We start from the raw sequence: 13,221 nt of genomic DNA, 5'->3' as shown, positions 1-13,221 counted from the left end.
GTTAGGGCCGGGGCCGCACGGCCACCCGAGATTGATCACACCGTCCACTGGCTGGGACGTGTAGTCTCGCGCGGTGGATCCGTCACACAAGCACGTCTTCGACCGGTTGGAACGCTTCTACGACGCGGTGCCCCGCGACGTCGCCGGTGCGGAGGAGCATGGCGGGCTGGTGCTGTTCGTCCGCGAAGGCGACGGCTGGCCGTTCTATGCTCGCCCCCGGATCGACGCCACCGAGCCGCCGTCGCTGGCCGACGTGTCCTCGGTGCGCGAGCGCCAGCGGAAGCTGGGTTTGCCGGAAGCCTTCGAGTGGGTGCACGAGACGACCCCGGAGCTGCTGGCGGTGGCCCGCTCGGCGGGGCTCAGCGTGCTGGAGGCGCCGCTGATGGTGCTCGACCCGAGCGCGCTGCCCGACCCGGCGACGCTCTCCGACGCGGCGGTGCGGGTGCTGGCCGCCGACTCCCCCGGGTTCGCCGCCGATGTCGCCGCACGGCGTGCGGTGGCGGCGGTGGCGTTCGCCGCTGCCGGCACCGCGCCCGGCGAGGCCGGTCCGGCCGAACGCGACGCCGCCGTCACCGAACTCGAACTGGCCGCGCTCGACGAGGAGCGCGTCCGGATCGCCGACGGGCGGCGGATCTCCGCGCTGGCCGGCACGCCGACCGAGGGCGCGCTGGCCAGCGGCATGGCGATGCGGGTGGACGACGTCGCGGAGGTCGCCGGGGTGGCCACCCTGCCGTCCGCCCGACGACGCGGGCTCGGCGCGGCGCTCACCGCCACCCTGGCCCGGGAACTCCTCGCCGCCGGCACCGAGCTGGTCTTCCTCTCCGCGGGCAGTGAGGAGATCGCGCGGGTCTACCTGCGGGTCGGCTTCCGCCGGATCGGCACCGCCTGCATCGCCGAACCGGCCGCCCTCATCCCCTGAGCAGCCCCGCCCCACACCGACCTACGTCGCGGCCGGGATCAGGTCGGTGGACGCCACTGGGCGGCGGAGGCGGCGGCGCTGGAGAGCAGTCGGGAGTTGATCGTGCCCAGTGCGGCGTCCCGGGCGCGCAGCGCCAACCGGCCCCGGGTCTGGAGCACCGCCGACATCCGCCGGGTCTGCCGGACCACTGTCGCGGCCCGGGGGCGGCGCACCCGGTCGTACGTCTGGACGGCGTCGGGCAGCCGAGCCTCCCGCAGCAGCGACGCCAGCGTCGCGGCGTCCTCGAACGCGAGGCAGGCGCCCTGCCCGAGGTGCGGCGGCATGGCGTGCGCCGCGTCGCCGAGCAGCACAACCCCACCCGGCCCGACCGGAAAGCCGTACGCCCGGGGCAGCGGGCGCAGCTCGCGAACCTCCTGCTGGACCAGGTCGGCCGGGTTGGTGGCGTCGAGCAGCGCGCCGACCGGCGCGGGCCAGCCCGCGTACCAGCGGCGCAGCAGGGCGAGCTGGGTCTCTGGTGGTTCCGGGCGGGGCGCGCCAGCGGCGGTGGCCACCCAGTAGATGCCGCCCCGGGTGGACCCGCCCGAGGAGCCGCGCTCGCCCAGCGACGCGGCCACGAACCGGTAACCCGCGCCGAGAATCTCACCGGCCAGCGGCTGGTCGTCGGGGAGCCGAGGTGCCTGGTACCAGGGGATGACGGCCCGCCAGGCGGCACATCCGGAGCTGACCACCCGCGACTCGGGCGCGAGCTGGCGGCGGATGCCGCTGTCGGTGCCGTCGGCGGCCACCACCAGATCGGCCTCGATGGTGTGCCGCCCGTCGCTGACGCCCGGCCGCTCGCCCGGCTCGACGCGGACATGACGCACCGTCACCCCGGTCCGCAACTCGACCCGCTCGCCGAGGCCGGCGATCAGCGCGTCGTGCAGATCCTCCCGGTGCACCACCACCGGCATCCGGTCGGCCGGGATGGGCCGGGGCTGAACGAGCCAGTGGCCGTCCGGACGACGGACCCCGCCGTCGGGCAACGGGGTGGCGATGGCGGCCAGGCCGGCCCCGAGGCCGAGGGCCTGGAGCGCGCGGACACCGTTGGGCCAGAGCACCACGGCGGTCGGCTCGGGGCGGACCCGTTCGGCGCGTTCCAACAGGGTGACCTGCCAGCCGGAACGCGCCAGCGCGCCGGCCACCGCGAGGCCACCGACCCCTGCGCCGACCACCACCGCGCTTCGCATCGGTGCCGCTCAGCTGTCCCGGTCGGCGGGTCGCACGCCCGTGGCGTCGGCCCGGTCGCCGCGGACGGCGGACGGAGCGTCGGCCGGCTCGTCGTCGCTCGGCGCGAGGTCGTCGGCGACCGCGTCGGCGGACGGCTCGCCGTCGTCCGGCTGGGAGTCGTCGTCGACCGGTGGTACGACGCCGGTCTCCTGCCAGGCCGCGTACTGCTCCTCGCTCACCACCCGGTAGCCCTCCGGCGCGGCGGCCCGCGTCGGGGTCTCCCGCTCGGAGAGGTCGACCTGGGACAGGTCGGAGGTGGGGGGCGGGGTCGGCGTCGCCGCCGGGCCGAGTGGGATCAGGTAGTCCCGAGGGCCACGCACCCGTACGAAGTAGATGAGCGCGCCGAGGAAGACCAGGGCGGCGGTCCAGACGTTGAGTCGGACGCCGAGGATCTGGTTGGCCTCGTCGGTGCGCATCAGCTCGATCCAGAACCGGCCGACGGTGTAACCCATCACGTAGAGCGCGAACGCCCGGCCGCGGCCCAGCTTGAAGCGGCGGTCGAGGACGAGGACCAGAGCTGCGACACCGAGGTTCCACAGCAACTCGTAGAGGAACGTCGGCTGGTAGAGGCCCGGTTCGAGGATCGGCTGCCCGGCGTCGTCGCGCAGGGCGTGCCCGGGGTTGTCCGGGTCCATCCGGTGGATCTCCAGACCCCACGGCAGGGTCGTCCGGCCACCGAACAGCTCGTTGTTGAACCAGTTGCCGAGCCGGCCGACGGCCTGGGCCAGCGGCAGCCCGGGGGCCAGCGCGTCAGCCACCACACCGAACGGAATGCCGAGCTGTCGGGCCGCGATCCAGGCACCGAGCGCGCCACCGGCGACCGCGCCCCAGATGCCGAGACCGCCCTCCCAGATGGCGAACGCCTTCATCGGGTCGCCACCGGCCCCGAAGTATTTCTCAGGCGAGGTGATCACGTGGTAGATCCGGGCGCCGATGATGCCGGCGGGCACCGCCCAGACGGCGATGTCGAGCACCGCGCCGGGCGCGACGCCGCGCTGCCGCAGCCGGCGCTCCGTCACCCAGCAGGCCAGCACGATGCCGGCGATGATGCAGAGCGCGTAGGCCCGGATCGGCACCGGCCCGAGCTGCCAGACCGCGGTGCTGGGGCTGGGCAGGGCCGCCTGGGGGGAGAGCGAGGCGAGGGTCACGGGTGCACACGCTACCGCTGCACACCCCCGCAGCGGCACCCCGGGCCGCTGGCGGGCGCATCCCGGTGACTTCTGGTTTGCGCCGCCGTAGGCTCTTTGTCCATGAGCGCGCTCACCTGGGCGGTCGCCGCGGTCGTCACCGACGACGCCGGTCGGGTGCTGCTCTGCCGGCAGGGTCGGGGGGACCGTCGCTACGCGTTGCCCGGTGGGCGGCTGCGTCCGGCCGAGAGCCCGGTGCGGGCGGCCCTACGCGACATTCGCGCCGAGACCGGCTGGGACATCGAGCTGACCGGCCTGGTCGGCATCTACCAGGTGAGCCGCCCGTCGGGGGAGGCCGCCGCCGGCCGCGCCGGCCCGCAGCCGGACGTCCTCGTGCACGTGTTCCGGGCCCGCGCGGCCGGGGTCCGACCCGCCACCGACCCGCCGCCGGGCTGCCGACTGTCCTGGCACTCCCCCGACGCGCTGCCCGAGGTGGTCACCCCGCTCACCCGAGCCGCCGTCACCGACGCGACCGCCGGCCGCTTCGGCGTCCTGCGCGACATCGGCTCCACGCCCGGCGGCGTCGCCACCGCGTCGCTGCCGGCGGCCCGCCCAGCCGGGGACGAGCGGCCGACGGCCGACCAGGACGCGCGGCACGCCAAGCCGGGTTGAGCCGGGCCGGGCGACGCCGGGTCAGCGGGTGGGGTTACGGACGCCCTCGGCGAGTTCGGCGCTGAGCGTGCGAAGGGCGGCCAGCCCGTCGGCCTCGGTGGGCGCGTCAAGCACACACCGCACCAGCGCACTGCCCACGATCACCCCATCGGCGTAACCGGCGACGGTGCCGGCCTGCGCGCCGGTACCCACCCCCAGGCCGACGCCGATCGGCAGGTCGGTGACGGCGCGGGCCCGGGAGACCAGCGTCGGGGCGGCGTCGGAGGTACGCGCCCGGGCGCCGGTCACCCCCATCACGGCGGTCGCGTAGACGAAGCCGCGGCAGTGCTGCACGGTCATCGCCAGCCGCGCGTCGGTGGACGAGGGCGACACCAGGAACGTGCGGTCCAGCCCGTGCGCGTCCGAGGCGGCCAGCCACTCGTCGGCCTCGTCGGGAATGAGGTCCGGGGTGATCAGGCCGGTGCCACCGGCCGAGGCCAGGTCACGGGCGAAGACGTCCACGCCGTACCGCTCGACCGGATTCCAGTAGGTCATGGTGACCACCGGAGCGCCGGTGGCCGCCACCGCCTCGATGATGCGCATCGTGTCCGCGGTGCGTACGCCACCGGCCAGCGCGATGTCGCTGGCCCGCTGGATCACCGGCCCGTCCATCACCGGGTCCGAGTAGGGGATCTCCACCTCGATCACGTCGACGCCGGCCTCGACCATGGCGGTCATCGCGGCGATGCTGCCCTCGACGGTGGGGAAACCGGCCGGCATGCAGCCGACCAGCAGTGCCCGTCCGTCGGCGCGGGCCTTGTCGAAGGCCACCCCGATCCGGCTCATCTCACCGCTCCTTGTCGAGGATGCCGAAGTAGTCGCCGGCGGTGTGCACGTCCTTGTCGCCCCGCCCGGAGAGGTTGACCACGATGGTGGGCTCCCGGCCCAGCTCCGCGGCGAGCTTCGGAGCCAGCGCGACGGTGCCGGCGAGCGCGTGCGCGCTCTCGATCGCCGGGATGATGCCCTCGGTACGGCAGAGCAGCTCGAACGCGGCCATCGCCTCGTCGTCGGTGACCGGCAGGTAGTTCGCGCGGCCGGTGTCGTGCAGCCACGCGTGCTCGGGCCCGACGCCGGGGTAGTCCAGGCCGGCGGAGATCGAGTGCGACTCCAGGGTCTGCCCGTCGGCGTCCTGGAGCACGAAGGTGCGGGTGCCGTGCAGCACCCCGGCCGACCCGCCGGTGATGCTCGCCGCGTGCCGGCCGGTGGCCACCCCGTCGCCGCCGGCTTCGAAGCCGTACAGCCGAACGGCCTCGTCGCCCACGAACGCGTGGAAGATGCCCAGCGCGTTCGAGCCGCCGCCGACGCAGGCGGTGACGGCGTCCGGCAACCCGCCGGTGAGGTCCAGGCACTGCTGACGGGCCTCGTCTCCGATGCCCCGGACGAAGTCGCGCACCATCGCCGGGAACGGGTGCGGGCCCGCGGCGGTGCCGATCAGGTAGTGCGTCTCGTCGACGTTCGCCACCCAGTCGCGCATCGCCTCGTTCATCGCGTCCTTGAGGGTGCGCGAGCCGTTGGTGACCGGGACGACCGTCGCGCCGAGCATCCGCATCCGGGCCACGTTGAGCGCCTGCCGCTCGGTGTCGACCTGGCCCATGTAGACCACACACTCGAGGTCGAACAGGGCGGCGGCGGTCGCGGTGGCGACACCGTGCTGGCCGGCACCGGTCTCCGCGATCACCCGGGTCTTGCCCATCCGCTTGGTGAGCAGCGCCTGGCCGAGCACGTTGCGCACCTTGTGCGCGCCCGTGTGGTTGAGGTCCTCGCGCTTGAGCAGCACCCGCGCGCCGACCTTCGCGGAGAATCGCCGGGCCTCGTAGAGCAGCGACGGCGTGCCGGCGTAGTCGCGCAACAGCGCGCCGAACTCCGCCCGGAAGGACTCGTCCGCCATCGCCGTACGCCACGCCCCGTCGAGCTCGTCCAACGCGGCCACCAGGGCCTCGGGAACGAACCGACCGCCGAAGCGGCCGAAGTGGCCGGCGGAGTCGGGCTGCGGGCCGGCCACCGGGGCCAGCGCGTCGGCGCTCATCGGGAATCCTCTCGGTGGGGCGTCAGCCCGGCGCGGGGTCAGCGCACCGGCCGGGGCGTTGCCGGGTGGTTGCCGGCGTTGACCAACTCGGCGACCGCCTCGCGGGGGCTCTTCTGGGTGACCAGGCCCTCGCCGACGAGGACCGCGTCAGCGCCCGCGGAGGCGTACCGGATCAGGTCGTGCGGGCCACGAACGCCGGATTCGGCGATCTTGACGACGCTGCTGGGCAGGCCGGGCGCGATCCGCTCGAACACCGACCGGTCGACCTCCAGGGTACGCAGGTCACGGGCGTTGACCCCGATCACCTGCGCGCCGGCCTCCAACGCGCGGTCGGCCTCTTCCTCGTCGTGCACCTCGACCAGGGCGGTCATGCCCAGCGACTCGATCCGCTCCAGCAGGCCCATCAGGACGTTCTGCTCGAGGGCGGCGACGATCAGCAGAACCAGGTCGGCGCCGTGTGCGCGGGCCTCGTGGATCTGATAGCTGGAGACCACGAAGTCCTTACGCAGCACCGGCACGGTGACCGCCGCACGGACGGCCGCCAGGTCGTCCAGCGAACCGCCGAACCAGCGCCCCTCGGTCAGCACGCTGATCGCCCGCGCCCCACCGGCCGCGTAGTCGACAGCGAGGTCGGCCGGGTCGGCGATCTCGGCCAGCCGGCCCTTGGACGGCGACGAACGCTTCACCTCGGCGATCACGGCCACGCCGGGCTTGCGCAGGGCCGCGTACGCGTCCATGGGCGGCGGCGCCGCCGCTGCCAGTTCACGGATCCGCTCCAGCGGAACCTGCTCCTGGCGTCGGGCGACGTCTTCACGCACGCCGGCCAGAATCTCGTCGAGCACGCTTACGGACGCTGCCTGGCCGGCCTCGTCCCCCTCCGCGTGCGCATGCTCAGCAGTCACGAACGGACTCCCCTCTCCGGGCGTCATGGGCCGATGCTAGGGGCAGCCGACCGACGCCGGATGCCGGGGGTATGGCGCTGCTCACGAAAAGGGCTGCGGCATAATGGCCGACTTGCCGTGAAGGGGTTGTCACGCAGCGCCACCTCCGGTATCGATCACCGTCACGCGGTATGGAGCCTGGCGGCCACGGTCAGGGCCGGGCCGACCCATCGATCATGCCACCAGTTACCGCGCGGCGCGCGACAGCAGCGACCCCGGTCGATGTTGTGAGCAAGCTCAAGGTCGGCCGGACGGTCCTGGTCACGGCCGAGGCGAGACAGTTGACCGGGCGGTCACCGCGGCGAAACGTCGACGGGCGAGCATCGTCCTCGGGCAGACTCGATGGCGCGCCTGCCCCGACCGTCGCAACTCCTCGCGCGAGGTGATCATGAGCATTTCCGAGCCGCACCCGACCATCGGACTGACCACGATCTCGCGGACGGTGGCATCGCTCGCCGTCGGCGTGGTGCACACCGTGGAACGGGCCGTGGTGGGCGAGGGACGGATGCGGACAGCACGGGGCAACGCCTGGGAGGCGGTCTGCGCCGACCGGGCGCGCGCCGACCAGCGTGCCGAGCTGAACCGCCTGGTCGAAGAGCTGACCGCCGCCCGCGCCGCCGGCAGCCGCAGCCACTGGGAGCGCCAGCCGGTCGGCTGACAGCCCACCGGCCTCCGCCTGTCGCGCCGTCAGCCGCCCGTCGCGGCGTCCGACGGCTGTCGCGGCGTCCGACGGCTGTCGCGGCGTCCGACGGCTGTCGCGGCCACCGGGCCGGTCGAGCAGTCGGTCACCGCGATCATGCGGGCCACCGCGTCAGTCGGCCGTCGGGTCTTCGCCCCGGTCCAGCGCGTCCCACGCCTCGGTGGTGCGACGCCCCGCCAACGGCGTCGGCGGGGCGGTCGGGTCGCTCTGCGCCGGCGCGTCCTGCGGCGCGCTCCGCGCCGGACGCTCGTACCGGGCGCCCATCGCCGGCCAGTCGCCGCCACGCAGCGCCGTCCACCAGCCTCCCCCGGCGGCCACCAGGCCGCCGAGCAGGCAGAGCGCCGGCCACTGCCGGCTCACCACGCCGCTCACGTCGGCCACCAGCCCGTACCCGCCGCCGGCCGCCACGGCCAGACCGAGCACGCCGAGCAGCGCCCCGAGCACCCGACGCAGGCGACCCCGGGTGGCCAGCACCGCGCCACCCCCGGCCAGGGTCACCAGGGCCAACGCCGGCAACCAGGGCAGCAGACTCGCACCGCTGCGGGTGTCACGCACCGGCGGCAGCGGTGCCGGACGGGCCGTCAGCTCGACCGACCAACCGCGCGTCGCGGCCCATAGCGCCAGGCCCGCGCCGGCCAGGCAGAGCAGCACCGCGTACGTCAACGCGCGCCGGCCCCCGACGGGTCGACCCCCGCCGCTCACGAGCTCGTCCCATCGTCCGCGACCGCCGGGCGCCGCGTCGCCGCCGCACTCCTCGCGCTCACCGAACCGGTCCTCCGTGAGCGACTGCGGGGCGACGCTTCGCCGCGTTCATCGTGCCGGCCGGAGGGTTTCGGCGGCGGCGATCGCGGCCAGCACGGCCGCCGCCTTGTTACGCGTCTCCTGGTCCTCGGCGGCCGGGTCCGAGTCGGCGACCACCCCCGCCCCGGCCTGGACGTAGGCGCGGCCGTCACGGATGAGCGCGGTCCGGATGGCGATCGCCATGTCCAGGTCGCCGCCGAAGCCGAAGTAGCCGACGGTGCCGCCGTAGAGGCCACGACGGACCGGCTCCAACTCCTCGATGATCTCCATGGCGCGCACCTTGGGCGCCCCGGAGAGCGTGCCGGCCGGGAAGGTCGCGGCCAACGCGTCGAAGGCGCTCTGGTCGTCACGCAGCGTGCCGGTGACGGTGGAGACGATGTGCATGACGTGGCTGTAGCGCTCGATGGTGGCGAACTCGGGCACCTCCACGCTGCCGGGCTGACAGACCCGACCCAGGTCGTTGCGGCCGAGGTCGACCAGCATCACGTGCTCGGCTCGTTCCTTCGGGTCGGCCAGCAGCTCGGCGGCGAGGGCGGCGTCGGCGGCGGGGGTGCCGCCCCGCGGCCGGGTGCCGGCGATCGGGTGCAACAACGCCCGGCGTCGCCCGTCCGGGGCCCCGGTGACCTTCAGGTGCGCCTCCGGGGACGAGCCGACGATGTCGAACCCGTCGAAGCGCAGCAGGTACATATACGGGCTGGGGTTGCTGGTGCGCAACACCCGGTAGACGTCCAGCGGGTCGGCGTGGGTCGTCCGCTCGAAGCGCTGGGAGAGCACGATCTGGAAGCACTCACCGGCCCTGATCGCCTCCTTGGCCGCCTCCACCGCCTTCGGGTAGCCGCCGTCGGGCGTCCGACAGAGCACCTCGCCGGCCGGCGGACGCTCCACCGTGGAGATCATCGGTGGGATGGGCCGGGACAGCGCCGTGGTCATCGCATCCAACCGGCCGACCGCGTGGTGGTAGGCGGCGGCGACCTGTGCGGCGCGGTCCGGGGCGTCCAGCGGCGGCAGTACCGCGTTGGCGACCAGGATCGCGGAGCCGTCGTAGTGGTCGAGCACCACCAGATCGGTCGCGAGCATCATGCCCAGCTCGGGGACGCCCAGGTCGTCCTCGGTCAGCTCGGGCAACCGCTCGAAGCGCCGGATCAGGTCGTAGCCGAGGTAGCCGACCATGCCCCCGGTCAGCGGTGGCAGACCGTCGGACGGGTCCCCGACCGGGCCGGCCAGCGCCGCCACCGTCTCCCGCAGCATCCGCACCGGGTCACCCTCGGTGCTCAGCCCGGCCGGCGGTTGGCCGAGCCAGGTCGCCACGCCGTCGCGCGCGATCAGGGTCGCGCTGCTGCGTACGCCGATGAACGAGTACCGCGACCAGGCCATGCCGGCCGAGCCGACGCCCTGCTCGGCCGACTCCAGCAGGAACGTGCCCGGCCCACCGGCCAACTTCCGGTAGACCCCGACCGGGGTCTCCGCGTCGGCCAGCAGCCGCCGGGTGACCGGCACCACCCGCCAGTCGGCGGCCAGCTCGGAGAAGGTGGCCAGGTCGGGGCTGACGGTGCCGTCGGTCATGGCAGTGCCTCCGGAGTAGAGACGGGCAGCTCGGTGAAGAAGCAGGTCCGGTGGCCGGTGTGGCAGGCCGCGCCGACCTGGTCCACGCTCACCAGCAGCGCGTCCCCGTCGCAGTCCAGGGCGACCGACCGTACGTACTGGTGGTGCCCGGAGGTGGCGCCCTTGACCCAGTATTCGCGGCGGCTGCGCGACCAGTAGGTGGCTCGGCCGGTGGTGAGGGTGCGGTGCAACGCCTCGTCGTCCATCCAGGCGACCATCAGCACCTCACCGGAGTCGTGCGCGCGCACCACGGCGGCGACCAGACCGTCGGCGGTGCGACGCAACTGGGCCGCGATGGCCGGGTCGAGCCGGGACGGGCGCGCCGTCGCGGGCGCGGCCAGCTCGTTCGGATCGCTGGGAACGCCGGTCACCGGCGGGTCAGGTACGGGCACAGTCACGAATTCTCCCGCACGCGGCGCGGGCACCGCCGACCGCTCCCGCCCCGGCTGCGGCACAGGCCCCGACAGCCAGGGCTGCGACGAGGGCGACAACGGCCGGGGCTGTGCCGAGAGCCCGGACTGCGACGAGGGCCCGGACTGCGACGAGGGCCCGGCTGGCCGGGCCAGCTGGGCGACGTAGCGGTCCAGCCGGCCGTCGACCAGGGCGGCGGCCAGGTCCGCGCCGGCCGTGTCGGCGATCTCCTCGGCGTACGGCCGGATCAACGGCAGCGTGCCGGCGACCAGCCGTACGGCGGCGGCCCAGAGCTGCCCGGTCGCGCCCGGGCGCAGCCCGAGGCAGAGCATCATGTCCGTCCGGTAGCCGGGTGGCGCCACCGGCAGTTCCAGGGCCGCAGCGAAGGCCGCCCGGCGGGAGTGGACCCGCACGGACGGGTTGGCCGGCCGCAGCACCGAGGGGCAGAGCCGCGCCAGGTCGGCGACGGCGAGCCGGACCCCGAGCCGGTCGCTGGCCGCGCGGGCGGCGGCGGCCTTACCCAGCGTGGCGATCATCTCTTCCAGTCGGGGTGGCTCGGCGGGCTGGCAGAGCACCGGCAGGTCGATCCGGGGCCGCCAGTGCGGGTCGGCCCAGAGCAGCCGCGCCGGCGCGGTGACCGGCAGCCCGAACGCCCAGTCGGCCGGTTCGCCCAGTCGGTGCACCCAGGACCGGATGTCGCGGGCAGCCACCGAGACGTGGGTGACCTGACCTGCGGACTCGTCCAGGTAGGCCCGGCGGGCCGCGTACGGGGCACCGCCGACCAGCACGTCGAGGTCGACGTCGCTGTGCGCGGTGGCGGCGTGGCGGGCGTGGCTGCCGCGCAACAGGATGCCGACCACCGGCCGTTCGGCGGCCTGCCGCAACCGCGCGGCCCAATCCTCGAGAAAACCGCTGTTCGGTAACGGAGCGTGACCCACCGCGCCATCGTGCCGTACGTCCGATCGGTGCGCAATGCCCGTTGCCGGACTTCCTGTCCGGTCCGGAGCCTACTGCCCGTTCTCGCGCTCCGCGCGACGGTCGGCCGGACACCGGCGCGGGCGTTGCGCCCGGCGCGGTATTTCATCTAGCGTTGAGTTCAACAGGTGATGAGTTTCTCTGGAGGTGCGTGATGGACGATGCGATAGCCGTCCGAGACCTGGTCGTGGACCGGGGTGGGCGGCGGGTGCTGGACGGCATCAGCTGCCGGGTCCCGCGCGGCGCGGTCACCGGGCTGCTCGGCCCCAGCGGCAGTGGCAAGACCACGTTCATGCGCGCGGTGGTCGGGGTGCAGCTGGTCGGTGGCGGGACGGTCACCGTGCTCGGCCAGCCGGCGGGCACCCCCGCGCTGCGGCACCGGGTGGGCTACCTGACCCAGGCGCCCAGCGTCTACGCCGACCTGACCGTCCAGGAGAACGCCCGCTACTTCGCGGCCCTGTACGGGCGCGGGCGGGTCGAGGCCGACCGGGCGATCAGCGACGTCGGGCTGGCCGGGGCCGCCGGTCAGCTGGTCGGCACCCTGTCCGGTGGTCAACGCAGCCGAGCCTCGCTGGCGTGCGCCCTGGTCGGGGAGCCGGAGCTGGTCATCCTCGACGAGCCGACCGTCGGCCAGGACCCGGTGCTGCGGGCCGATCTGTGGGCCCGGTTCCACGCGATGGCCGCCGCCGGCACCACCCTGCTGGTGTCCAGCCACGTGATGGACGAGGCGGCACGCTGCGACCAACTGTTGCTGATCCGCCAGGGGCGGTTGATCGCCGACGACAGCCCCGCCGCGATCCGCGCCGCCGCCGGTGTGGACGACCTCGACGAGGCGTTCCTGCGGCTCATCCGGGCCGGCGAGGCCGCCTCCACCAGCACCGACGCGACAGCCGCACGGGAGACAGCATGAACGCGCGCATTCTCGCCGCCACCACCGGGCGCATCCTCCGTCAGCTCCGGCACGACCGGCGGACCATCGCGCTGCTCGTGGTGGTGCCGGCCGTCCTGCTCACCCTGGTCTACTTCATGTACGCCGACCAGCCGACCCCGCCCGGCCAACCCACCACGTTCGACCGGATCGCGCTGGTGATGCTCGGCATCTTCCCCTTCGTGATCATGTTTCTGGTGACCAGCATCGCCATGTTGCGGGAACGCACCTCGGGCACGCTGGAGCGGCTGCTCACCACCCCGCTGGGCAAGCTCGATCTGCTCTTCGGGTACGGCATCGCGTTCGGGCTGGCCGCCGCCGTACAGGCCGCCGTCGCCGCCGCGGTGGCGTACTGGATCTTCGATCTGGAGACCGCCGGCAGCATCGGGCTGGTGCTCGGGATCGCCGTGCTCGACGCCGTGCTCGGCGTCGCCCTCGGACTGCTGTGCAGTGCCTTCGCGCGCACCGAGTTTCAGGCAGTACAGTTCCTGCCAGTCGTGGTGGTCCCCCAACTGCTGCTCTGCGGGCTGTTCGTGGCCCGTGACCAGATGGCCGGCTGGCTCCAGGCGCTCAGCGACGCCTTCCCCCTGTCGTACGCCATCGAGGCGTTGCAGGAGGTCGGTGCCCACGCCGAACCGACCGGCCGGATGTGGCGCGACGTCGCCGTGGTTCTCGGCGCGGTGGTGCTGGCGCTGGTGCTCGCGGCGGCCACCCTGCGCCGACGCAGCGGCTGACCGCCAGCGCCGGGGGCGGCGGCCGGCGAGGCTTCGGTCGGTCAGCGCGGCCAGCCGACCCGGGTGGGGCAGCAGGTCAC

General features: G+C 74.2%; 13 protein-coding genes and 1 pseudogene. 5 read left to right on the top strand and 9 right to left on the bottom strand.

Features of this window, described 5'->3' with window-relative positions:
• Positions 1–73: 73 nt before the first annotated feature.
• A complete protein-coding gene (locus AB0877_RS30975) occupies positions 74–919 on the top strand; it encodes a GNAT family N-acetyltransferase (RefSeq protein WP_366613286.1) in 846 nt (281 codons plus the stop codon).
• Between the two features lie 38 nt (positions 920–957).
• Here AB0877_RS30975 and AB0877_RS30970 read toward each other — a convergent pair whose 3' ends face one another.
• Both AB0877_RS30970 and lgt read right to left on the bottom strand, forming a co-directional pair.
• Positions 958–2,145 (bottom strand): NAD(P)/FAD-dependent oxidoreductase, encoded by a 1,188-nt coding sequence (locus tag AB0877_RS30970; RefSeq protein WP_366613284.1) that lies wholly within the window; start codon positions 2,143–2,145, stop codon positions 958–960.
• 9 nt (positions 2,146–2,154) lie between these two features.
• Positions 2,155–3,333, bottom strand: coding sequence for a prolipoprotein diacylglyceryl transferase (gene lgt, locus AB0877_RS30965; RefSeq protein WP_366613282.1), 1,179 nt, complete (start codon positions 3,331–3,333; stop codon positions 2,155–2,157).
• A gap of 102 nt (positions 3,334–3,435) precedes the next feature.
• On the opposite strand from lgt, the gene AB0877_RS30960 reads away from it, so the two are divergent.
• Positions 3,436–3,984, top strand: coding sequence for an NUDIX domain-containing protein (locus AB0877_RS30960; RefSeq protein ID WP_366613280.1), 549 nt, complete (start codon positions 3,436–3,438; stop codon positions 3,982–3,984).
• A gap of 21 nt (positions 3,985–4,005) precedes the next feature.
• On the opposite strand, the gene trpA is transcribed toward AB0877_RS30960, so the two are convergent.
• The 3 genes from trpA to trpC are packed head-to-tail and all read right to left on the bottom strand — an operon-like array spanning position 4,006 to position 6,891.
• Positions 4,006–4,809: a tryptophan synthase subunit alpha gene (gene trpA / locus AB0877_RS30955; protein ID WP_091407799.1), complete on the bottom strand. Its 804-nt coding sequence runs from the start codon at positions 4,807–4,809 to the stop codon at positions 4,006–4,008.
• Position 4,810: 1 nt separating this feature from the next.
• Positions 4,811–6,049: a tryptophan synthase subunit beta gene (gene trpB / locus AB0877_RS30950; RefSeq protein ID WP_238667348.1), complete on the bottom strand. Its 1,239-nt coding sequence runs from the start codon at positions 6,047–6,049 to the stop codon at positions 4,811–4,813.
• Positions 6,050–6,087: 38 nt separating this feature from the next.
• Positions 6,088–6,891: an indole-3-glycerol phosphate synthase TrpC gene (gene trpC, locus AB0877_RS30945; protein ID WP_030334428.1), complete on the bottom strand. Its 804-nt coding sequence runs from the start codon at positions 6,889–6,891 to the stop codon at positions 6,088–6,090.
• A gap of 487 nt (positions 6,892–7,378) precedes the next feature.
• Between trpC and AB0877_RS30940 the strand changes: the two genes are divergently transcribed.
• Positions 7,379–7,648, top strand: a complete 270-nt coding sequence (locus tag AB0877_RS30940; protein WP_366613277.1) for a hypothetical protein — start codon at positions 7,379–7,381, stop codon at positions 7,646–7,648.
• Positions 7,649–7,801: 153 nt separating this feature from the next.
• Here the strand turns inward: AB0877_RS30940 and AB0877_RS30935 are convergent, their stop codons facing one another.
• The 4 genes and pseudogenes from AB0877_RS30935 to AB0877_RS30920 all read right to left on the bottom strand — a co-directional run.
• On the bottom strand, positions 7,802–8,392 hold the full coding sequence (locus AB0877_RS30935) for a Trp biosynthesis-associated membrane protein (protein ID WP_366613275.1): 591 nt from the start codon (positions 8,390–8,392) through the stop codon (positions 7,802–7,804).
• 108 nt (positions 8,393–8,500) lie between these two features.
• Entirely contained in the window at positions 8,501–10,054 is a 1,554-nt protein-coding gene (locus AB0877_RS30930) for an anthranilate synthase component I (RefSeq protein WP_366613273.1), read from the bottom strand.
• Positions 10,051–10,464 carry a phosphoribosyl-AMP cyclohydrolase gene (gene hisI / locus AB0877_RS30925; RefSeq protein WP_357197031.1) on the bottom strand — a complete coding sequence of 138 codons (414 nt, stop codon included), beginning with the start codon at positions 10,462–10,464 and terminating at the stop codon, positions 10,051–10,053. Before hisI ends, AB0877_RS30930 begins: the two co-directional genes overlap by 4 nt.
• Before the next feature lie 291 nt (positions 10,465–10,755).
• Positions 10,756–11,040, bottom strand: a pseudogene (locus tag AB0877_RS30920) (phosphoribosyl-AMP cyclohydrolase); the annotation flags it as partial.
• Positions 11,041–11,633: 593 nt separating this feature from the next.
• On the opposite strand from AB0877_RS30920, the gene AB0877_RS30915 reads away from it, so the two are divergent.
• Both AB0877_RS30915 and AB0877_RS30910 read left to right on the top strand, forming a co-directional pair.
• Positions 11,634–12,389 (top strand): ABC transporter ATP-binding protein, encoded by a 756-nt coding sequence (locus tag AB0877_RS30915; RefSeq protein ID WP_366613271.1) that lies wholly within the window; start codon positions 11,634–11,636, stop codon positions 12,387–12,389.
• The gene (locus AB0877_RS30910) at positions 12,386–13,141 is read left to right on the top strand and encodes an ABC transporter permease (RefSeq protein ID WP_357196970.1); all 756 of its coding nucleotides are present in this window, start codon (positions 12,386–12,388) and stop codon (positions 13,139–13,141) included. The genes AB0877_RS30915 and AB0877_RS30910 overlap by 4 nt, the downstream gene beginning before the upstream one ends.
• Positions 13,142–13,221 lie beyond the last annotated feature (80 nt).

The organism is Micromonospora sp. NPDC047644, assembly GCF_040704315.1.
Taxonomy (GTDB): domain Bacteria; phylum Actinomycetota; class Actinomycetes; order Mycobacteriales; family Micromonosporaceae; genus Micromonospora.
This window is presented reverse-complemented; position numbering and strand designations above follow the sequence as displayed.

Excerpts from the sequence above, each read along its gene's own strand:
- AB0877_RS30915 (WP_366613271.1), top strand. The coding sequence starts at position 11,634 with ATGGACGATGCGATAGCCGTCCGAGACCTGGTCGTGGACCGGGGTGGG.
- trpA (WP_091407799.1), bottom strand. The coding sequence starts at position 4,809 with ATGAGCCGGATCGGGGTGGCCTTCGACAAGGCCCGCGCCGACGGACGG.
- AB0877_RS30940 (WP_366613277.1), top strand. The coding sequence starts at position 7,379 with ATGAGCATTTCCGAGCCGCACCCGACCATCGGACTGACCACGATCTCG.
- AB0877_RS30970 (WP_366613284.1), bottom strand. The coding sequence starts at position 2,145 with ATGCGAAGCGCGGTGGTGGTCGGCGCAGGGGTCGGTGGCCTCGCGGTG.
- AB0877_RS30930 (WP_366613273.1), bottom strand. The coding sequence starts at position 10,054 with ATGACCGACGGCACCGTCAGCCCCGACCTGGCCACCTTCTCCGAGCTG.
- trpB (WP_238667348.1), bottom strand. The coding sequence starts at position 6,049 with ATGAGCGCCGACGCGCTGGCCCCGGTGGCCGGCCCGCAGCCCGACTCC.
- AB0877_RS30960 (WP_366613280.1), top strand. The coding sequence starts at position 3,436 with ATGAGCGCGCTCACCTGGGCGGTCGCCGCGGTCGTCACCGACGACGCC.
- AB0877_RS30910 (WP_357196970.1), top strand. The coding sequence starts at position 12,386 with ATGAACGCGCGCATTCTCGCCGCCACCACCGGGCGCATCCTCCGTCAG.